Below are 21,821 nucleotides of genomic sequence, written 5' to 3' on the forward strand. Positions count from 1 at the left end.
TAAGGGTCTAAACTAAGGGTATGTATTAAAAAGAGGAGAGAGTGAGTTTGAAAGGAATTTTAAAGAAGATCGCCCAGATCAACTTTGGCCTGCTATCACCGGAGAACATCCGGAGAATGTCCGTCACCAAAATCGTGACCCCCGATACCTACGATGAAGATGGATACCCCATAGAAGCGGGTCTAATGGACCCCCGACTGGGAGTTATTGATCCTGGACTTCGATGTCGATCGTGTGGTTCTAAAGGAGGAGACTGCCAGGGACACTTTGGTCACATAAACCTGGCTCGACCAGTAGTCCATGTTGGATTCGCAGACACAATACACAAAATTTTACGTTCTACCTGCAGTGAATGTGGAAGGGTGCTTTTAACTGAAACCGAAAGAATAGACTACAGGGATAGAATTGAGTCCCGACTGAAAAATGAGGAAAGCATCACCGGATTAGTGAAGGATGTTTACACCACCGCACGCCGGGATAAGTGCCCCCACTGTGACACGGAACAGGAAGATGTTAAAATTGACAAACCTGTATCCATAGTTGAGGGTAACTACAAATTAACCCCCAGCGAGGTCAGAGAACGCTTGGAAAAAATCCCTGAAGATGATTACGTTTACCTAGGAATTAACTCCAAAGTAGCCCGACCAGAATGGATGGTGCTGACCGTACTACCCGTACCCCCAGTGACAGTGAGACCTTCCATCACCCTGGAAACAGGGGAAAGATCAGAGGATGACCTGACCCACAAACTGGTGGATATCCTGCGTATTAACCAGCGCCTCAAAGAGAACATGGAAGCAGGAGCACCACAGCTCATTGTAGAGGACCTCTGGGAATTATTACAGTATCACGTTACCACTTATTTTGATAATGAGGCCTCAGGAGTGCCACCAGCAAGGCACAGGTCAGGAAGGCCACTCAAGACCCTGGCTCAACGGTTAAAGGGTAAAGAAGGTCGTTTCAGAAGTAACCTGTCTGGTAAGAGGGTTAACTTCTCTGCCAGGACAGTTATCTCCCCGGACCCCAACATAAGTATCAACGAGGTAGGTGTGCCTCTAATGATCGCCACCGAAGTCACAGTACCTATCTATGTCACCGAGTGGAACATCGAAGACATGAAAAAGTACATCCGAAACGGACCTAAACAACATCCCGGTGCTAACTACGTCATCAGGCCTGATGCAAGAAAGATCAGGGTCTACGATGAAACCAAGGAAGCAATCATCGAAAAACTGGAACCCGGATTCGTGGTGGAGAGACACCTCATGGATGGGGATATCGTCCTGTTCAACAGGCAACCCTCCTTACACCGTATGTCCATGATGGCCCATGAAGTAAAGGTCCTGCCGTATAAAACATTCAGACTAAACCTCTGTGTATGTCCACCATACAACGCTGATTTTGACGGGGACGAAATGAACATGCACGTCTTCCAGACAGAAGAATCACGTGCAGAAGCAAAATCCCTTATGAGGGTACAGGAACACATACTATCGCCCCGTTTCGGAGGGCCGATTATCGGTGGAATACACGATCACATATCCGGAGCATACCTACTCACCAGGGAAGGATCCAACTTCCGTGAGGATGACGTGTTCCAGATGCTCAAAAAATCACAGTTACCAATACCCAAACCAAGAAACCAGGAATGGACTGGTAAAGAAATATTCAGCTTACTCCTACCAAAAGACCTGAACATGGTCTACAAAGCAGAGATATGTCGTAAATGCGATGAATGTCTGAGGCAGGAATGTAAAAACGATGCATATGTGGTTATAGAGAATGGACAGCTTAAATCCGGTGCTATAGATGAAAAGGCATACGGTGCATTTTCTGGTAAAATCCTGGACTCCGTGGTTAAGGAGTACGGAACTGACCGTGCACGAGAATTCCTGGATGCAGCCACTAAACTAGCCATCTCGGGTATCATGAAACGGGGATTCACCACCAGTACTGCAGATGAGGAAATTCCACGTGAAGCACAGGACAGGATCGAGGAACTACTCTCCCGGGCTGAACAGAAAGTGGAAATGCTCATTGAAGCATACCATAACGATGAACTGGAAGCCCTACCTGGCCGCAGTCTCAGGGAAACCCTGGAGATGAAGATCATGCAGGTACTGGGTGAAGCCAGGGATAAATCAGGGGAAATAGCAGAAAGCTATTTTGGAATGGACAACCACGCAGTTATCATGGCATTAACCGGTGCTCGAGGTTCCATGCTAAACCTGACTCAGATCGCAGCCTGTGTGGGACAACAATCTGTTCGTGGTGGTCGTATCGAGAGGGGTTACAGTAAACGAACTTTACCTCACTTCCAGGAAGGTGAACTCGGTGCTAAAGCAAGTGGATTTGTTCACTCCAGTTACAAAACCGGACTGGACCCACTGGAATTCTTCTTCCACGCTATGGGAGGACGTGAAGGACTGGTGGATACTGCTATCCGTACAGCACAGAGTGGTTACATGCAACGTCGACTGGTGAACGCACTGCAGGATTTATCAGTGAATGCTGATAAAACAGTGCGAGACAACAGAGGAGTGGTCATCCAGACCCACTACGGTGAAGATGGAATCGACCCAGCCAAGAGTGACTACGGAAAAGTAGCCGACATTGATCGATTAATAGAAGAAATGAGAATCAAAGCCAAATCAGGCAAATAACTCATAAATAATTACCTTTAAAAAAATGGATTTAATGAGCGTAAATTTACTCACAGGGTATTTAAAAATTCAGGTGGTTTTGTGGATATAGTGAAAGTTGAAAAGCTGGTCAAAAAGAAAAGAGCCAAGTTCCCGGAAAAACTCATTCAGGAGATAGCAGAAGCTGCCGAAAGGCATAACCTGGATGATGATGAACTGGATGAACTGGTGAAAGAAATTAAAAGAGCCTACATACGGTCGGAAGTGGAGTCTGGTGAGGCAGTAGGTACAGTAGCTGCCCAATCAGTGGGAGAACCCGGTACCCAGATGACCATGCGTACATTTCACTATGCAGGGGTAGCAGAACTCAACGTTACCCTGGGGTTACCTCGACTCATTGAGATCGTGGACGCCCGTAAGAAGATATCCACACCAACCATGGCCATATACTTCGATGAAGACCATGCCAGTGATGAGGAGTTTGTGCGAACCATCGCCAACAGGATAGGTAAGATAACTCTTAATGACATCCTCAAAGACTTCAACGTTAACTACGCCAGTATGAACATGAGCATAGAGATCGATGAAGAGCAGGTGAAAGAGAAACGCCTGGACTATGATGAGGTCATGGGCAAGATAGAAAAAACTTTTAAAAGTGTAGAAATAAATAACAACCTGCTGAGTTTTGAACCCAAAATCACTGATCCTAAACATGCAATCAGGGAACTCCGACTTTTAGCTGACAAGGTTCGCGATCTCCAGATAAGTGGAATTAAGAACATAGGGAAGGTCGTGATCCGAAAAGAGGGACAGGAATGGGTTATACACACCGAAGGTTCAAACCTAGGAGCAGTCCTGAAAATGGATGGTGTTGACCGCGTCAGAACCACCACCAATGATATTCATGAAGTGGAAAAGGTTTTAGGAGTGGAAGCCGCCCGTAACTCCATAATTCACGAGGCCCAGACCACCATGGAAGAACAGGGACTAACTGTGGATGTCAGGCACATCATGCTGGTAGCAGATATGATGACTGCCGATGGTATAGTAAAATCCATAGGCCGGCACGGTATCAGTGGTGAAAAAGCCAGTGTACTGGCTAGGGCATCCTTCGAGGAGACAGGTAAACATCTTCTCCGGGCCAGCATCAGGGGTGAGGTGGATCATCTCACCGGAATAATAGAGAATATTATAATTGGACAGCCAATACCACTGGGAACAGGGTCAGTTGGCGTCATCATGAAAGATAAATAAGGAGGCAGTAGATGGACGTAGAAAGAGGAATTCGAGTTGCAGTTGATACAGGTAATGTCACACTGGGATCCGGTAAAACAATCCAGGCCCTGAAGCTTGGAAAAGGAAAACTGGTCATCATCGCAGAAAATTGCCCAAAAGAGGTAAGTGAAGATGTGATGCAGTATTCCAAATTATCCGAAATCCCGGTTTACACCTTCCAGGGTACCAGCGTGGATTTAGGATCCGTGTGTGGGAAACCATTCACAGTGGCCGCTATGATGGTCAATGATCCTGGAGATTCCACCATACTGGAAATAGTGGGGTAAGACCGTGACCATTAAATTCAGTACCCATGAAATCCGATACATCGCCCTCTTTGAGAGCATGACCGGGGCAACAGTGAAAGATTGCCTGGTGGATGATGAAAACGGTAAAATCACCTTCCTGGTTAAAAAGGGAGACATGGGTCTGGCCATAGGGAAAAGAGGAAGCACCGTTGCCAAGGTGCAGAAAACCGTGGACAAGGGTGTGGAAGTAATTGAACACTCTGATGACCCCACAGAATTCATAGCTAACCTGGTGGCCCCCGCAAAGATAAGGAGTATACGCATACTCCAAAAAGAAAACGGGGAGAAAATAGCCACTTTAGAAGCCGATTCACGTAATAAACGCACCGCCATAGGAAAGGGCGGGCAGAATATTGAAAGGGCTCGGGTACTGGCCAAAAGGCAGCACAATATAAATAATATAGTTATAAAATAGTAAAAAACCAATTAAGCAGATCCAGTTACACTGATCATCCCTGATCCAGGGAACCCTATACAATCTTCATACTAGATCAGGGATTTGTCATAGATATTAATGTTAACAAGGAGGAATTTCATTTGCCAGGATTATTCGCAGCAAAAAAGCTTAAAAAGAATCGACAAAACTTCCGGTGGAAAGACACCGAATACAAGAGGAAAGCACTCGGGCTAGATATTAAAGCAGACCCATTGGGAGGCGCACCCCAGGCACGGGGAATTGTCATCGAAAAAGTGGGAATCGAAGCAAAACAGCCCAACTCCGCAATCCGGAAGTGTGTACGAGTACAACTCATAAAAAATGGTAAACAACTCACTGCATTCGCCCCAGGAGACGGAGCAATAGGATTCATCGATGAACACGACGAAGTGGTTATTGAAGGAATCGGTGGACCATCCGGAAGATCCATGGGAGACATTCCAGGTGTACGCTGGAAAGTTACCAAAGTGAACAACGTGGCCCTTGAAGAAATGGTTAAGGGTAAAATCGAAAAACCAGTGAGATAAGCGAGGTTATGATATGAGCTTCAAAGTTTTTGACAGTTGGGAACTGGAAGAAGTTAAAGTAGAAGACCTGGGACTGGTCAACTACATTTGTCTGGACGAAATAATGGTCCCCCATACCATGGGAAGACACGTCAAGAGGCAGTTCGCCAAATCAAGAGTATCAATAGTAGAAAGATTAATGAATAAAATAATGAGGACCCAGAGGAACTCCGGTAAGAAAAACAAGGCTTATAACATTGTTAAAGAAGCATTAATAGTTATAAACCAGCGAACCAAAGAAAACCCTCTACAGACCCTGGTTAAAGCCGTGGAAAACGCAGCACCCCGGGAAGAAACCACCCGTATCAAATACGGTGGAATCGGTTACCAGGTAGCAGTGGACATAGCACCACAGCGCAGGGTAGACCTGGCCATTGGTTTCATAACCAAGGGAGCACTCCAGTCAGCATTCAAACGGAAAAAATCCGCAGGAGAATGTCTGGCAGAGGAACTGTTACTGGCAGCAGAAGCTGACACCAGAAGCTTCTCAGTCGGGAAAAAAGAGGAAAAAGAACGAGTGGCCAGATCAGCCCATTAAGGGGTGATCATACCAACTCATTTTAAAGGGTGAATTGTATGAGCAGACGAGACAAGATGATCAGCAAGATCAAGGAACTGATGTACGAACCGGATTACATTCGGAACATTGGTATCGTAGCCCACATTGACCACGGGAAAACCACCCTCTCCGATAACCTTCTGGCTGGTGCAGGTATGATTTCATCTGAACTGGCTGGAGATCAGCGTTTCCTGGACTTTGATGAACAGGAACAGGCCAGAGGAATCACCATCGACGCTGCAAACGTGTCCATGGTTCACAAGTACAAGGAAGATGATTACCTTATCAACCTCATAGACACACCCGGTCACGTGGATTTCGGGGGAGACGTAACCCGTGCAATGAGAGCAGTGGATGGAGCAGTGGTAGTGGTATGTGCAGTAGAAGGAATCATGCCCCAGACCGAAACTGTGCTACGTCAGGCCCTCAAAGAAAACGTACGACCCGTACTTTTCATAAACAAGGTGGACCGTTTAATCAACGAACTCAAACTGGACTCAACTGAACTCCAGCAGAGATTCGTTAAGATCATTGCCAGTGCCAACAAGCTAATCAGTAACATGGCTCCTGAAGAACTCAAAAAAGAATGGCTGGTTAAAGTGGAAGACGGAAGCGTAGCCTTCGGATCAGCATACCACAACTGGGCCATCAACGTTGACATCATGCAGAAAACCGGGATAAACTTCAACGACATCCTGGATTACTGTAACAATGAAAACCAGAAAGAATTAGCTCAGAAAGTGCCACTATCCGATGTATTACTGGGAATGGTAGTAGAACACTTACCAAGCCCCAATGTATCCCAGCCCTACAGGGTGCCCAGCATCTGGCCCGGAGACATTGAAAGTGAAGAAGGCCAGGGTATGGTGAACACGGACCCTGATGGACCATTAGCTGTGATGGTAACCGACGTGAGTATAGACAAACACGCTGGTGAAATCGCCACCGGACGAGTGTACGGTGGAACACTGGAGAAGGGAAGTGAAATATTCTTCGTAGGCTCACATGGAAAAGCACGAACCCAGCAAGTGGGAGTGTACTTCGGCCCAGAACGGGTTAACACTGATCGTGTGCCTGCCGGTAACATCGTGGCCATAACTGGAGCACGTAACGCCGTGGCCGGGGAAACCATCTGTGACAAGGACCGGAAAATAGAAGCCTTCGAAGGTTTAGAACACATCTCTGAACCAGTGGTAACCGTGGCAGTGGAAGCCAAAAACACCAAAGACTTACCTAAACTCATTGAAGTATTAAGACAGGTTGGAAAGGAAGACCCAACCGTTAAAATGCAGATCAACGAGGAAACCGGTGAGCACCTGGTAGCAGGTATGGGTGAACTCCACCTGGAGATCATATCCTACCGTATCAATGAGAAAGGTGTGGAAATCGAAACTTCCGAACCCATCGTGGTGTACCGGGAAACCATCGCCGGAACAGCCGGACCAGTTGAAGGGAAATCCCCCAACAAGCACAACCGTTTCTACATAGAAATTGAGCCACTGGATGAAGCTGTTTACCAGGCCATTGTTGATGGAGACATCAAAGAAGGCCGAGTTAAAGGTAAAGAATTAGTCCCTAAATTCCAGGAATACGGACTACCCAAAGAACAGGCCAGGAAGGTGTGGGATGTTTACGATAAGAGTATTTTCGTCAACATGACTCGTGGTATCCAGTACCTGGATGAGATCAAAGAACTACTCCTGGAAGGTTTCGAAAGTGCCATGGATGATGGACCCATAGCCAAAGAAAGGGTAATGGGAATCAAAATCAAACTAATGGATGCCAAGATACACGAAGACGCTGTGCACAGGGGACCAGCACAGGTCCTACCCGCCATAAGAAAGGCAGTCTACGGTGCAATCATGATGGCAGAACCAGCATTACTGGAACCAATTCAGAAGGTATTTATCAACACACCACAGGACTACATGGGATCAGCCACCCGTGAGATCCAGAACAGACGTGGTCAGATCGTAGACATGTCCCAGGAAGGAGACATGTCCACAGTAGAATCCAAAGTACCTGTAGCTGAAATGTTCGGATTCGCAGGAGACATCCGATCCGCTACAGAAGGGCGCTGTCTCTGGTCCACAGAGAGTGCAGGATTCGAAAGACTCCCACGTGAGCTTCAAAATACTATAATACGGGAAATCAGGCAACGTAAAGGCCTCAGTGAACAGCCTTATGGTCCTGACCATTACCTGGGATAAAGTACTTAACTTATCCCACCAACTTATTTGATACCCCTTAATTTTTTGGGTAGTATTCTCATTAGGGAATACCATAAATCTGGATAACACATAACCATCCTACATGGTCCATCCAGATCATAGATGTTATACTGGTTAATTTAAATAGGGGAATGAATAAATCCAACCAGTACGCTTAGTAAGCTCTCTAAATATTATAGAAAGAGAATTTTATTGGAGGAATATTTTATGGCTAAAGGAAAAGAACACATGAATTTGGCGTTTATCGGACACGTAGACCACGGTAAATCCACTATGGTGGGTCACTTACTGTTACAGTCCGGAGCTATCGCTGAACAACAGCTATCTGACGGAGAAAACAAGTTCAGATTCGTTATGGACAAACTGTCCGAAGAAAGAGAAAGAGGAGTAACCATTGACCTGGCCCACGCCAAGTTTGAAACTCCCAAGTACGAGTTCACCATTGTGGACTGTCCCGGTCACCGTGACTTCGTTAAAAACATGATCACCGGTGCATCACAGGCAGACGCCGCAGTACTGGTAGTAGCTATTGATGACGGAGTAATGCCCCAGACCAAGGAACACGCATTTCTTGCACGTACCCTGGGTATCAACCAGCTCATCATTGGTATAAACAAGATGGACCTGGTGGACTACAGTGAAGAAAAGTTCAACGAACTCAAAGAAGAAGTCTCAGACCTCATCAAAACTGTGGCCTACAAGCCCAAAGACATCAACTTCATACCATTATCTGCATTCGAAGGGGACAACATAACCAAAAAATCCGACAACACTCCATGGTACAAAGGACCTAGCTTAGTGGAAGCACTGGATGAATTCGCAGCACCAGAAAAACCAACCAAACTACCACTACGAGTACCAGTACAGGATGTATACTCCATCACTGGTGTGGGAACTGTACCTGTGGGCCGAATAGAAACTGGAATCATGAAAAAAGGTGACAACGTCATCTTCGAACCACCAGGAGCAAGCGGAGAAGTAAAATCCATCGAAATGCACCACGAAATGTTAGACTCAGCAGAACCTGGTGACAACGTAGGATTCAACGTACGTGGTGTAGGTAAAAATGATATCCGCCGTGGAGACGTGGCTGGACATACTTCAAACGCACCAACTGTTGCTAAAGAATTCACTGCACAGATCGTGGTACTGCAGCACCCTGGTGTTATCACCGTGGGTTACACTCCTGTATTCCACTGTCACACTGCACAGGTTGCCTGTACCTTCCTGGAACTCCAGAAAAAACTGGACCCTGCAACTGGTCAGGTTAAAGAAGAAAACCCAGACTTCCTGAAAACAGGGGACGCAGCTTTTGTAGTAGTCAAACCTACCAAACCAATGGTTATCGAAAAGATCAAAGACATACCACACATGGGCCGGTTCGCTATACGTGATATGGGTCAGACTGTTGCCGCAGGTATGTGTATCGACCTGGTACCAGCAAAATAGATTTGGGATAAATTTAATTGAAGGTAGACTGGGATCTTCCCAGTTTATGTTACCTTCTCTTTGTTTTTAATGGAGGAATAGACTAATGAATAAAGCTAGAATTAAACTCACCGGCACCGACCCAGAAAAACTGGCCTACGTATGTGACCAGCTCAAAAGAATCGCTGAAAGGACTGGTGTAGATCTCTCCGGACCAATACCATTACCCACCAAGAAACTAGTGGTGCCCACCCGGAAATCACCGGATGGAGAAGGAAAAGCAACCTGGGAAAAATGGGAACTCCGGATCCACAAACGACTGGTAGGAATCGAAGCCGATGAAAGAGCCATGAGACAGGTAATGAAAGTAAACGTACCTGACAACGTGAGCATTGAAATCGAACTCCGCAGTTAAGTTAAACAATAAATAACTTAAAACCAGGTAAAAGATACGAATATTCACAGCTGAAAACAACAGCTTAAAAAAATTACCCATATTTTATAAATTTATTAATCCTTTTTTACCGGGATACACCAATCCCAAACCTTTTAATAGGTTGAAAACAAAATAAATCTAATTATCTCATTAGCCGGGATAGCCTAGCCAGGTAAGGCGCGGGACTTGAGATCCCGTGGAGCATGGCTCCTCCAGGGTTCAAATCCCTGTCCCGGCGTATTCAAACTTTTTTAAAAAAGTTTATCAAAACATTTCATTGATTTTATTGAAACTATTTTTTACTTAATTTTTCTTAAATATTAATTTGATTTCTTTAATTTTTGAAAATATTTTGATTAAATATCCCTTTAAATTAAATTAGTTACACTATATTTACTAAGGTGATAAGATGCCGAATATGGCGTATATTGCAACCAGTCTTGATGGATATATTGCCAGAACCAATGGGGACATATCCTGGCTTGATGAAATTCCCAATCCAGAAAATAGTGATTTTGGATATTCAGAATTTATCAGTAACATTGATGCCATTATCATGGGCAGGCATACCTTTGAAAAGGTTTTAGAATTTGATCATTGGCCCTATGAACAACTTGTTTTTGTCTTAAGTAATACTCTAAAAAAGGTGCCTGAATATCTGATTGATGAAGTTGAAATTGTCAGTGGAGATTTAAAGACTATTTTAGAAGATCTTGAAAAAAGAGAATTGAAAAATCTGTATGTAGATGGTGGAAAGACCATCCAGTCATTCCTTAAAGAGGATTTAATTGATGAAATGATAATTACTACGGTTCCTATTTTACTGGGGGATGGAATTCCATTATTTGGACATCTAGAACGAGATTTGAAGTTTAAATGTGTGAAAGTTGAATTGCTGGGTGACTTGGTTAAACATTATATGAAAGGATAAGAGTTCACAATTAGGGTCAAAGATAACAGTTAATGATTAATATGTGGAAGCGCATGTAACTTTAAATTCATTAAGTGTTTCTGAAATCAGAACATAAAAAGAGATTATTTAAAAATAACTATTTTTGTGACTAAAGAATTTAATTTAAGGCTTTTCATGCTTGAATAATAAAGCACAAACTATAATTATTATAGGTGATTCAATAATTATGAATTAAGCTCATCATATTTGATGAATGGGGAGAATTACATTATGTCTAAACAGATTACAGATAACAATTTTTGGAATAAGTACTCAGAGGTTTTTACAGGTCTTTACAATCGGAACAAGACAATATTAACTTTTTCAGTAGTCCTGTTTTTTGGATTCTTATTTTTAGGTATTTTGATTGGTTACTTTTCATCAGATTATATTGGACGTCTCCTGAACACCTATTTCACTTTACTTCATGAAAGCCATATTCAGATAAATACACTTTCAATATTCCTTCACAATCTTCAAGCTGCACTTGTTGCCTACTTTGGGGGGCTGATTGGAATAATTCCAGTTGGGGTCTTATCAGTTAATGGATTCCTTTATGGGGCATTCCTGGGATATTTAATACATGGTCCTATTGTAACCAGTTCTGGAGTTTTCACTCCGGTACATTTTATTGTTTACACTTTACCTCATGGTATACTGGAACTTCCCGGATTTATTATAGCCGGTGCTGCAGGACTCAGGCTTACAACCATGGTTATAGGTGTGATAAAAAGCATAATGAGAAAAACACCCATAAATGATCATTACTGGAAATTTAAGGATTCCCTGGTGTTACTTGCAGTTGCCATAGTACTAATCTTTCTTGCAGCGATTATTGAAGCTAATATTACTTTATCTCTGGGAAATTACATTACAGGTTTTAATAAAACAGTTTAGGGCTGATAATTCAATAAAAAGTGATAAAATTAAAAAATCAATCGATCCGACAGGAACACCACAAAGGTTAATTTTTGTTACCATGGCATAATTGATTATTATTTATTTTTAATATTATGATTCTTGGGCATATGAACTATGTTAACTAGTAAAAGTTCTAAAAACAATAAAAGTTATTAATTTTAAAGTTCATAAACAGTATAGATATTGTTTTATCGATTTTTTAGGGATGATCAAAATTAAAAATAGTAGGAAGGAGTCCCAAACTATTATTAAAGGTCAATTGGGTGATGAAATATTTATAAACATTTTCATTCAGTCTCCCATTGCCACTATAATCTATGATGATAATGGCAATCTCTTAGATGTTAACCCTGCATCTTTAGACATGTTCGGGTTGTCAAAATTAGATAGAACCGAGTACATGAACATGTTTAACAATCCATATTTTACTGAGGAAGATAAACAGAAATTAGGAGCTGAAGGCCGGGTTAAATTCCAGTCCATCATTGATTTTGATTCTGAGGGGGAAGATGATTACTACAATCCTGATAAATATGGTAAAATTTATACTAACTGGATAATAACTGCTTTAGAAGAATCAGGATATTTAGTAACAATTCAGGATATTAGTGATGAGAAAAAATTGGAAAAAGACCTTGAAAGATCTCGGGATTTTTATTTAACTCTGTTTGAAGAGTTCCCTGCACTTATATGGCGTGCTGGTGTGGATGCAAAGTGTAATTACTTCAATAAAAGATGGCTCCAATTTACCGGAAAAACTATGGAGCAGGAATTAGGTGATGGTTGGGCAGAAGGAGTACATCCTGATGATTTTGACCATTGTTTTGAAGTTTACAGCACAGCCTTTGAGGCCAGAGAACCTTTTGAAATGGAATATCGATTACTTCACAATACTGGGGAATATAAGTGGATTTTAGACATGGCAATGCCCTTTTATGGACTTGATGAGAATTTTTCAGGTTACATAGGTTCATGTTATGATATTACCAAACAAAAGGAACTGGTAAAACAAATTGAAAAGTCATTAGAAGAAAAAGAATTACTTCTAAAGGAGATACACCACCGGGTTAAAAATAATTTAATGATTATATCCAGCCTTTTAAACCTGCAATCCAGATATATTGAAGATAAAAAATACAAAGACATTTTCAGGGAAAGTCAAAATCGTGCCAAGTCCATGGCACTTATCCATGAGCGATTATACAGATCAGCAGACCTTAAAAAGATAGATTTTGGAGATTATATTCAAACATTAGCCAATGACCTTTTCCACACTTATATTTCAGATCCAAGCAGTATCCAGATGGTTATGGATATTGAAGAGGTCCGCCTTGATATTAACACTGCCATCCCTCTAGGGCTTATTGTTAATGAACTTATTTCCAACTCAATGAAGCACGCTTTTCCCGACGGTATGAAAGGAAAAATTAATATTGACTTCCATTTGGAGGATGATGAGTTCATACTCACTGTCCGGGATAATGGTGTAGGATTCCCAAAAGATCTGGACTATAAAAACACAGAATCTCTTGGTTTACAAATTATAAACAGTTTAACTGATCAAATAGGTGGTACTCTTGAGTTCGACGGAACACATGGCACAGAATTTAAAATCATATTTAAAGAAGGAGACTACAGTTAAATAGAAGAAATAGCATTATTTTATTTGTGTAAATGTGATATGAGTTTTGAGATGTTTAATTTTTGTCCTGGAATAACCTACGCCCGGTCCAGTTCAACTTCAACCTCTATTTTTGATTCGAGATCATTGGTGTTAACGCCTAATGTGGTGAAAACATCCCAGACTTCATATAATGCGATTTGTATTAATTCCACTTCTAACTTTTTATTATTATCAGATATTATGCGTTTTAATAAGTTTCTATCATCATATTCAGCTAATATTTTAATGTTACCACTCATTTGGTTTTCATCTAAAAATACCAGTACATTGACCCATTCAATTTTAGGATGAGACAGAGTAGATTGTTTAATTGTTTCCATCAATCTCTCTTCTATTTCTTCAACATTCTCATCAGTGATTGAACTATCAAAATTCTCCAAGAGAGTGGTAACTTCATCCTCTTGAACATCTTTTATATTATACTTGGCCAGTAATGCAGATCTATCAACTGTTTCTAAGTCTTCAGTTTCCCCATCAAGTTTGTTGACATTTAAATTTTCACTTTCTAATCCTTTATTTTCTAGCCCTTCCATTTCGAGTCTTTCACTATTTACCCCTTCACTTTCGAGTTTTTCACTTTCAATTCCATCACTCTCAAGTGCATTTTCATAACTTTTCTCTAACTGATTAAACCTTTCAGCATTCTTTTTAGACTTTTTTATCAGAAAACGTTCCCAGATATCATCATTTTCGATTACTTCTATATTTAACGCCTTTTTATAGAGATCTTCCTTTTCCAGGATTTTTTGAGTTGTGCGGTGTTTGTTTTCTTGTTTTTTGTATTGTTTATGAACCTGTTTTTCTGGAATGGTGGTGTTGGTTGGTGTTTTGTTTTTGAGTTTTTGTCTTTGCTTGTATTTTTGTCTGATTTGTTCTTTTTCTTGTTGTTCTTTTTGTTGGGCTTGTTGTATGAGTGCTTGTTTTTCTGGGTTGGTGGTGTTGGTTGGTGTTTTGTTTTTGAGTTTTTGTCTTTGCTTGAGTTTTTGTCTGATTTGTTCTTTTTCTTGTTGTTCTTTTTCTTGGGCTTGTTGTATGAGGGCTTGTTTTTCTGGGTCGGTGGTTTGTTTTGGTTTTTTCTGGTTTTGTCTTTGCTTGTATTTTTGTCTGAGTTCTTCTATTTCTCTTTTTTCCTTTTCCCTAGCTTCTTTCCGCAGAACTTCTACTTCTACAGTACTCATCTCCAGTTTCCCTCTTTAGATCGTCCATTGAGTATTCACAGGATTGAAAATTTAATGTGATCTACCCTGCTTTATGATATGAAATATTATCATTGAAGATAAGTTATTATTATGTTTAGAAGTTCTATAAATCTTTGGATTTGCCTCTAGTTCATTTATTTTGCTATTTTATCAATAATATGGGATTATAACAAAATTGTGCCCTGATAACACATGTATCATAATCAAAACTAATATTACTTTATATACTACCTTAAAAAAATATTATAATTATCTAGATAATATCAGTGTCACTGATATTTATACTAGTCTGGGGGATAAAAATAAGATTTAAGGGGGTATGTTTATGAATACTGTTCTTATTATAGTGATAGTGGTTGTACTAGTTGCTGGTGCAGCATCGGCAGGATATTTTTTGATTCAACCTGCTAAAAATTCTTCTATGAATGTTACAAACAACACAACTGCCAACGATACTGCAGTTAATAACACAACATCTAATGCAAGTTCATCCAGTGGTAATCAGCAGCAGAATCAGACTGATCAAAATAGGGGTTTGATATCCGCAGCTGAAGCCCAGGCCATTGCAAATAATTACTTAAATTCCCATTCTAAGTATGTAAATTTTGATGCTGGTGTTGCTTCGTTACATGGAACTGTGTACTTTGTGCCCATGGTTATAAATAATGACAATGCCCAATCAGCTAAAGGAACAGTTGTGGGAAATGTTAAAATAGATGGTAACAATGGCGCAGTATTAGGGATTCAAACCTGGGACATCGAAACAAATGCAGAGATAAATGAACCGCCTTGAATCCTAAAAAATTGATTGGTATATGGGATTATACTCTCTGGTTCATACCAGGGTCAAATCCCTACATCTTAAAACTGTTATCAAGCAATTTATTGGTTAAATTACCTATAAATTGTTAAAATAAAGAAATTTCCCCTATTTTATTGTTCTGCTTCGATTTTAAGATACTTCAATCCGGAATTGAGTGATTCTTCCAGCATTTTCTGCAACCTTCCATGCATGGCACGGCTCAAAAGACCATCCCATGATTCTTCACTTCTGGCAATGGTCTTACCATCTATAGTTTCAATCTTCCAGACATGGATGGCATTGATACCCATGGTCTTCCCGGTCCAGGCTATGAGGGTGGGTGGTTCCACATTCTGCAGTACCGATGAAATTTTTCCAGGACCAGCTTTCCACTGGAAATGGGTTCCGGGTTTCAGGTCGCCGTGGAGTGTAACCTCTTTTATATCTGGGTTCCATTGGGGCCAGGACTCAATATCAGTGATTATACTCCACACTTTATCTGGATACGCGTTAATTTCAATTTCAGCCTTAGCCAACACTGGAGCTCCCTCATTGATATTAACCATTTTTATCACCACTTATTATATTTGAATCTGGGAATATTAAAAAATTATGTTCCATTGTACTACTTGAATTCTTAAAAACCGCATGAAAAACGGAATATACTCAGAAATTATAGCAACATGGGGAAAATAGTGTTTAAAATTCTTAAATTAAAAATATAATAGGAAAAATGAGGATTTAATCCCAAAAAAATGCATTGATGATGTTTTATTAATTTTTGCAGTCTCACTGAAGAAATATGTTACTAATAGAGTTATAAAATTTTTTTAAGATTACTGGATTCATTTTTTATCTATTTCACAGTTTATGGAGGATGTCTTTAATATTCTCAACTGACACGTAAAATGTTTCCAGATCTTCTTCAGATAGGACTGATAGGCTTTTTTTAATTTCATTATTGGAATTTTTTCGCCAATCTTTTAAAACATCCTTTCCTTTAGGGGTTATTGAAATATTGATCACTCTTCGATCGTTTTGATCAGGTAAACGTTCTGCTAATCCATTTTCAACCAGTTTATCAATTAAAGAAGTCATATTTGATTTGGATATGTGAACATTTCTCCCTATTTTAGACATGGGCAGGTTGCCATGTTTATCCAGTATTTTCAAAACATGATAATATGAATGTGGCATTTTCCCTTCGTGTGACCTTTTTCTATGTTTAAACACTTTTTTTCGGAAAAGTGGGAAAAAAAGGTACAGATTGTCCACCATTTTATCTAGTCTTTCATCTTCCATTTTGTCACCATTTAGTTATTCTATATAACAATTATATAAAAAAACATTTCGGAACATAACAGTTTGTTGAAAGTACAGTATTTAATTAAAAAAACGGTAATTATTCTTTTAGATAAGACTAATCCGTTTTTAAATAAGATTAGTCCGGATAAAAATCAAATTTTTGAATAAATGTGGTATGAACTTATAAAAAGAGTTTAAGCACAAAATAAGTTTAATCATTAAATAGGTTACAATGAAGAGTTTGACAATTAAAAAATGGTTATAAGCTAATAAAATCTGGTTATTAGCTTAAAATTATTTTTCGGATTTAAGCATATCTCGCAGCGTTTTGAGCATTTCAATTTCTTGCTTGGCCATATCTGTCTTCATGTCTAATTTCTTAGCCACAATTTTCTTTCGGTCCTCCAGCATTTCCAGTTTCTTTTCTGCCATGGATATTTTCATATCCAGTTTCATGGTTGCCAGTTTCTTTTTGTCTTCAGGAGAAAGATGTTCCATTATTTCTTTCATCATAAATGACTTTTTTATCCAATCTTTTCTCATTTCATCGTGCATATGATGGCCTTTCATTCCACCGTGCATATATCCGTATTTCATTTCACCATGCATTGTATCACCAGTTTATTTTTTTGGGGTGGAAATTATTTTTGTTAAATTTATTCTCCCACCATGGTTATATTATAGAACTATTATATATATAAACATTACGTAAAATGACAGTTCTTAATTTTATGGTTATAATATAAAACTAATTTTAGGGATCATTGGGTGAATAATAGGAATGAAATCCTGCTAAATGAAAGATAAATGTATTATATATTTTGAATATAGATCTACATCTGGAATAATGATTTAAGGGGGAAAATAGGTTATATGAATCCATCTACCATTGCAATAACACGACTTCATAATCAACAGCTTATCAATACCAGTTTCAAAGAGCCGGATGAATTGATCTCTCACATGGGCGCTATCCAGGGACAGGATTACTCTGGTGCTAAGTGGGCTGTGGGCCTCCGCCTGCCAGGAGTTCATGATTCTCAGGTGGAGAAGGCATTTGCTGACAGGACCATCTTCAGAACCTGGCTCATGCGCGGAACCCTGCACTTTGTCACTGCAAAGGATATCCGCTGGATGCTGGAGCTTTTGGCACCCCGTATCATTACCAGCAATATGCGCAGGTACTGGGAGCTTGAATTAGATGAAAAAACCCTAAAACACGGCAATAATGTGTTAAAAGAGGCTCTTGAAGGTGGTAATGAACTTAATCGGAAGGAATTACTGGCTATCCTTCAGAAAAGACGGATATCCACAGAAGGGCAGAGAGGCGCTTACCTGTTGCAGAGGGCTTCTCTTGATGGGGTTATCTGTCAGTGTGGAGTGGAAAATAATAATCCAATCTACATGTCCATGGATTCTGTTCCTAAAACTAGGGTTAAACGTGAAGAAGCCCTGGCAGCACTGACCAGGTGTTACTTTAAAAGCCGTGGTCCGGCTACCATCAGAGATTTCATGTGGTGGTCGGGGCTTTTGGCAGCAGATGCACAGGCAGGTATAGAATCAGTTGCATCAGAGTTCATTCAGGAAAGAATTGGTGATGCGATATACTGGCATTCTGGATCAAAACCTGAAATGCCAGATATGCAGGTTGCTCATCTTTTACCCACTTATGACGAGTACCTATTTGCCTACCGTGATCGGAGTGCTTCTGTGAATCTTAAAAAAACCATAAATGGTTTGAAAAATCGTTACAGGCCAACTATTGCCCTAAATGGTCAGATCATTGGTACCTGGAAACGCACCTTCAAAAATAGGACGATAATAATGGAATACAATCCTTTCAAAAACCTTAATAATGAAGAAAACCAGGCTTTAAGTCAAGCAGAACTTTTATACCGTGAATTTATGAATATAAATAATTGAACTTACATTAATAATTGAACTTACATTAATAATTGAACTTACATTAATAATTGAATTTGCATTAATAATTGAACTACATCAAATAAGTACAGATTAGAGTAATGATTTTAAAATAATCTCGTACCATATTGACTTTAGTATCTGCCAGACCTATTTTTAGAGGCGGTTCTAAAATTTCGAGTGGTTTAAAATGGGCGCGACAGATATTATGGTCAACATGGCAGAGAGCGAATGCTGCTTCTTGGATTTCACCTCCCTACTTGGTTGGCTATACTAAGTCTACCATTGGATAAATGATTTTTCCAAATTGACACCCAGATCACACCCTAATTTCACCGGAAATCACCCAAAACTCCATTTAAAGGTGAAATAACTATTTTATTTTTTTGCACAGATCCTTAGTTATTCCGGGTAAAATCCCTGGTAAATCAGGATTGCAATCCTTTTTCCATGGTAAAACAAGATTGTAAGGTTTTCTCGAATTGAAATAAGAACAGAATATGATAAGAAAGAACTGGTATTTATCCCTGTTTAAAGGATATATCCTAATAAAATGAATTGGTTTAAATAAAAAAAATTCAAAGGGTAATTTTAGGTAACCCTTGCTCCTGTTTTGGCGTTTATGTATATTGGATCTAAATAAGTCTTTTCTGGTGAATAGGTCACCACAGGCACTTTCCACACTTGAATATTTTTGTAAGTGGTCAGTGTGGGTGTTTCCAGTGTTACTCCGGTTCCAACGTACTTACCTGCCAGTTCTTTTGCCTTTGCTGCAGTTATATTGGTTGCAGTGGTGTTATTTGTCTGATTTTTGTGCTGATTGGTGGTATTAACACTGTTACTGGTGTTATTAGTTAAAGTGATATTTACTTCTGGGGATGGTTTCAAAAAGAACCATGCTCCTGCTGCTACTAAAATTATGATCACAATCAATATTATGGCTATTAAATTTTTGTTCAAACGTTTACCTCCTTTAATACTATTATATTTAAAAATAGTTATTAATTTTCACAAACGCTTATTATTTAAAACTTTTTTAGTGAAAAACATCACCAAACATCTAGAAATTTTGCCTGTTTAGGGGATCAATATAATTAATCATTCACTATCCCGGAAAGACGTGAAATCAGGACAAATACTACTCAGAAACTTCCACTGCCTCCTCATGTACTCTATTTCTTCTTTAAGATAAATTTCATAGCTATCCAGCACTTTCACAGGATTTATGTTGTTTTCAAAATCACATCCAGCATTAATGGCCTCAGCCGCAGCATAACCACTGGCCAGGGCACTGGATATTCCCTCACCCATGGGATTTAAAAGGTGGGCAGCATCCCCTGCAAAAAGCACCCTGCCCTTGCCCAAGTTCACCTGGAATTCTGGAGTGATATATGGCATTAAACCCACTTCTTCCTTTTTAAATGGGCCTATCCGTGCGTGGTAATGTGATTTTAGATACGAAACAAATTTAGAATGGTAATGTTTCATGAGGGAAGCATCTTTAACCCCCACACCCATAACTAGGTAATCATCCTTCACATTGAACCAGGCATCGTACTGAGAAAATTGTGGATCTAAAAAAGCATGGAAAAACCCATAATCAAGGTCAATACTGCCCTTACAAAAGGTTTGATAGGTGATTATGTGATTTGGGGGTGATTTTAAAATATCCCTCCTTATCCTGCTGGATGCACCATCACAGGCTATCACCATTTTGGCCTTCTCATAACTAATTGTAGGGCTCCGATTTTTTGAAAACCCTGCATGGTTTCTGGCAGGCATTCTGGCCAAGGTTACCCTGACATGGTCTTTTTCTTCTTCACAACCAGTGGCTGCAGTCAGTGTTTGGAGGTTGCAACCGGTCTCTTCTGCTTTAAGGCTCATCCAGTGGTCGAATAAATTCCTCCATATATTGTAACCTTCACTTTCAAACCGGTACTCCTTCCCATGGGTGCTGTTAATTATAATTCCCTTACTAATCAGAGGATGAGAGAAAACACTCTCTGGTATTTTCCCAAACTCTTTTTCAATCGTCTGGATTGATTTGGGTATGAGAATGCCTGAGCATGACTTTTCCCGGGGTAAATCCATTTTTTCGGTTAATAAAACTTTGTAACCTGATTCTCCTAATTTTTTAGCAGCTATACAACCAGCAGGTCCTGCTCCGATCACTATAACGTCGTACAAATTCAATTTCTCCTTTGAAAGATGTTTAATGGGTTTTGGCTGATTAGGTAATTATCTATATAAATAATCATATTAATAATGGATGAAATAGGAAGATTATAACTTGAATAAAAGCGGGGTTAATACATGGATCTAAAGGAAATAATAGGAAATTCTCTAAAATATCCCCTTTCAGATTTTAAAAAATTTTTGATCTTGGGAATTATCACTCTAATCACAAGCATATCTCCCATTATCCAATCAGTCGGTGTAACAGATTTCATGGTAGTGTGGATTTTAATATTAATTGGATTTGTGATTGGATTTTTCGTTGATGGTTATTTCTTTAAAATTTTAAAGTCATCCCTGGATGATCTTTCAAAACCTCCTGTTTTTGGTAATTGGAAAATCATGTTCACAGATGGTTTGAAGGTTTACCTGGTCAGTTTTGTTTACTGTCTCCCTGCAATCTTAATTATAATATATTTTATACAAGGTTCTTTTGACTATATTGTAAATTACCTCTCAATGATGGGTATGGATCTAAACTATTTACTTAGTGGTTTATTCGAGTCTAAAATTGGAGTAATGTTTCTAAATTTCATGTCAGTTTTAGGTGAGTTCCCAATTATGATTCCGGAAGGATCAACTGCTTTTATTGGGATTCTGTATATGGTGGCAGTTGCACCCCTATTTTTCATGGCTCTGGTACATATGGCAAACTACGATGGTGATTTAAAAACAGCATTCCGGTTCAATGAAATAATCAATGAAATTGGTGAGATAGGATGGGGCAAACTCATCATCTGGTATTTTTCAATGGTAATTATCTTTTTTGCCCTACTTACAGTGTTAAACCTGGTTAATTTCATTTTTCCAGCAAATCTGGTTAGTTTTAACGTGTTCACCGCATTATACTCGTTCATTGTTGCTTATTTAGTCATGTTTTTTGCCAGATCATCGGCTTTACTCTACATTTGTGAATAAA

General features: G+C 39.7%; 21 protein-coding genes and 1 tRNA gene. 16 read left to right on the forward strand and 6 right to left on the reverse strand.

Annotation, left to right across the window (positions count from 1 at the left end):
* The first annotated feature begins 47 nt into the window (after positions 1 to 47).
* The 13 genes from A994_RS04355 (at position 48) to A994_RS04415 (ending at position 13,396) form a co-directional block, all read left to right on the forward strand.
* Positions 48 to 2,663 (forward strand): DNA-directed RNA polymerase subunit A', encoded by a 2,616-nt coding sequence (locus tag A994_RS04355; protein WP_004030096.1) that lies wholly within the window; start codon positions 48 to 50, stop codon positions 2,661 to 2,663.
* Positions 2,664 to 2,744: 81 nt separating this feature from the next.
* A complete protein-coding gene (gene rpoA2, locus A994_RS04360; protein ID WP_004030097.1) occupies positions 2,745 to 3,896 on the forward strand; it encodes a DNA-directed RNA polymerase subunit A'' in 1,152 nt (383 codons plus the stop codon).
* Between the two features lie 11 nt (positions 3,897 to 3,907).
* A complete protein-coding gene (locus tag A994_RS04365; RefSeq protein ID WP_004030098.1) occupies positions 3,908 to 4,204 on the forward strand; it encodes a 50S ribosomal protein L30e in 297 nt (98 codons plus the stop codon).
* Between the two features lie 4 nt (positions 4,205 to 4,208).
* Complete coding sequence (locus A994_RS04370; RefSeq protein WP_004030099.1) at positions 4,209 to 4,640, forward strand: NusA-like transcription termination signal-binding factor; 432 nt, start codon at positions 4,209 to 4,211, stop codon at positions 4,638 to 4,640.
* A 122-nt stretch (positions 4,641 to 4,762) separates the two neighbouring features.
* Positions 4,763 to 5,188: a 30S ribosomal protein S12 gene (locus A994_RS04375; RefSeq protein WP_004030100.1), complete on the forward strand. Its 426-nt coding sequence runs from the start codon at positions 4,763 to 4,765 to the stop codon at positions 5,186 to 5,188.
* A 13-nt stretch (positions 5,189 to 5,201) separates the two neighbouring features.
* A complete protein-coding gene (locus tag A994_RS04380) occupies positions 5,202 to 5,765 on the forward strand; it encodes a 30S ribosomal protein S7 (protein ID WP_004030101.1) in 564 nt (187 codons plus the stop codon).
* A gap of 38 nt (positions 5,766 to 5,803) precedes the next feature.
* Positions 5,804 to 7,996 (forward strand): elongation factor EF-2, encoded by a 2,193-nt coding sequence (locus tag A994_RS04385; protein WP_004030102.1) that lies wholly within the window; start codon positions 5,804 to 5,806, stop codon positions 7,994 to 7,996.
* Positions 7,997 to 8,224: 228 nt separating this feature from the next.
* Positions 8,225 to 9,466, forward strand: coding sequence for a translation elongation factor EF-1 subunit alpha (gene tuf, locus A994_RS04390; RefSeq protein WP_004030103.1), 1,242 nt, complete (start codon positions 8,225 to 8,227; stop codon positions 9,464 to 9,466).
* An 85-nt stretch (positions 9,467 to 9,551) separates the two neighbouring features.
* Positions 9,552 to 9,860, forward strand: coding sequence for a 30S ribosomal protein S10 (gene rpsJ, locus A994_RS04395; protein WP_004030104.1), 309 nt, complete (start codon positions 9,552 to 9,554; stop codon positions 9,858 to 9,860).
* A 174-nt stretch (positions 9,861 to 10,034) separates the two neighbouring features.
* Positions 10,035 to 10,119: transfer RNA gene (locus A994_RS04400), tRNA-Ser, on the forward strand.
* 171 nt (positions 10,120 to 10,290) lie between these two features.
* Positions 10,291 to 10,812, forward strand: coding sequence for a dihydrofolate reductase family protein (locus A994_RS04405; protein ID WP_048204074.1), 522 nt, complete (start codon positions 10,291 to 10,293; stop codon positions 10,810 to 10,812).
* 252 nt (positions 10,813 to 11,064) lie between these two features.
* Positions 11,065 to 11,730, forward strand: a complete 666-nt coding sequence (locus tag A994_RS04410; protein WP_004030106.1) for a stage II sporulation protein M — start codon at positions 11,065 to 11,067, stop codon at positions 11,728 to 11,730.
* Between the two features lie 283 nt (positions 11,731 to 12,013).
* Entirely contained in the window at positions 12,014 to 13,396 is a 1,383-nt protein-coding gene (locus A994_RS04415) for a PAS domain-containing sensor histidine kinase (RefSeq protein WP_052309303.1), read from the forward strand.
* A 77-nt stretch (positions 13,397 to 13,473) separates the two neighbouring features.
* Here the strand turns inward: A994_RS04415 and A994_RS04420 are convergent, their stop codons facing one another.
* Positions 13,474 to 14,616 (reverse strand): hypothetical protein, encoded by a 1,143-nt coding sequence (locus tag A994_RS04420; protein ID WP_004030108.1) that lies wholly within the window; start codon positions 14,614 to 14,616, stop codon positions 13,474 to 13,476.
* A gap of 346 nt (positions 14,617 to 14,962) precedes the next feature.
* Here A994_RS04420 and A994_RS04425 point away from each other — a divergent pair, with 346 nt between their 5' ends.
* Positions 14,963 to 15,430: a hypothetical protein gene (locus A994_RS04425; RefSeq protein WP_004030109.1), complete on the forward strand. Its 468-nt coding sequence runs from the start codon at positions 14,963 to 14,965 to the stop codon at positions 15,428 to 15,430.
* A 140-nt stretch (positions 15,431 to 15,570) separates the two neighbouring features.
* Here the strand turns inward: A994_RS04425 and A994_RS04430 are convergent, their stop codons facing one another.
* From A994_RS04430 to A994_RS04440, 3 genes are all read right to left on the reverse strand, one after another.
* Complete coding sequence (locus A994_RS04430; protein WP_004030110.1) at positions 15,571 to 16,005, reverse strand: SRPBCC family protein; 435 nt, start codon at positions 16,003 to 16,005, stop codon at positions 15,571 to 15,573.
* 295 nt (positions 16,006 to 16,300) lie between these two features.
* Positions 16,301 to 16,741, reverse strand: coding sequence for a MarR family winged helix-turn-helix transcriptional regulator (locus tag A994_RS04435; RefSeq protein ID WP_004030111.1), 441 nt, complete (start codon positions 16,739 to 16,741; stop codon positions 16,301 to 16,303).
* 297 nt (positions 16,742 to 17,038) lie between these two features.
* Positions 17,039 to 17,353, reverse strand: coding sequence for a hypothetical protein (locus A994_RS04440; protein ID WP_004030112.1), 315 nt, complete (start codon positions 17,351 to 17,353; stop codon positions 17,039 to 17,041).
* Between the two features lie 264 nt (positions 17,354 to 17,617).
* Between A994_RS04440 and A994_RS04445 the strand changes: the two genes are divergently transcribed.
* Positions 17,618 to 18,667, forward strand: coding sequence for a winged helix DNA-binding domain-containing protein (locus A994_RS04445; RefSeq protein ID WP_004030113.1), 1,050 nt, complete (start codon positions 17,618 to 17,620; stop codon positions 18,665 to 18,667).
* Positions 18,668 to 19,258: 591 nt separating this feature from the next.
* Here the strand turns inward: A994_RS04445 and A994_RS04450 are convergent.
* Together A994_RS04450 and A994_RS04455 are read right to left on the reverse strand one after the other, a co-directional pair.
* Positions 19,259 to 19,627, reverse strand: a complete 369-nt coding sequence (locus A994_RS04450; protein ID WP_004030114.1) for a hypothetical protein — start codon at positions 19,625 to 19,627, stop codon at positions 19,259 to 19,261.
* 138 nt (positions 19,628 to 19,765) lie between these two features.
* Positions 19,766 to 20,854 (reverse strand): NAD(P)/FAD-dependent oxidoreductase, encoded by a 1,089-nt coding sequence (locus A994_RS04455; protein ID WP_004030115.1) that lies wholly within the window; start codon positions 20,852 to 20,854, stop codon positions 19,766 to 19,768.
* 126 nt (positions 20,855 to 20,980) lie between these two features.
* Here A994_RS04455 and A994_RS04460 point away from each other — a divergent pair, with 126 nt between their 5' ends.
* Complete coding sequence (locus tag A994_RS04460; protein ID WP_004030116.1) at positions 20,981 to 21,820, forward strand: DUF4013 domain-containing protein; 840 nt, start codon at positions 20,981 to 20,983, stop codon at positions 21,818 to 21,820.
* The last annotated feature ends 1 nt before the right edge of the window (position 21,821 follow it).

The organism is Methanobacterium formicicum DSM 3637, from assembly GCF_000302455.1.
GTDB lineage: Archaea > Methanobacteriota > Methanobacteria > Methanobacteriales > Methanobacteriaceae > Methanobacterium > Methanobacterium formicicum_A.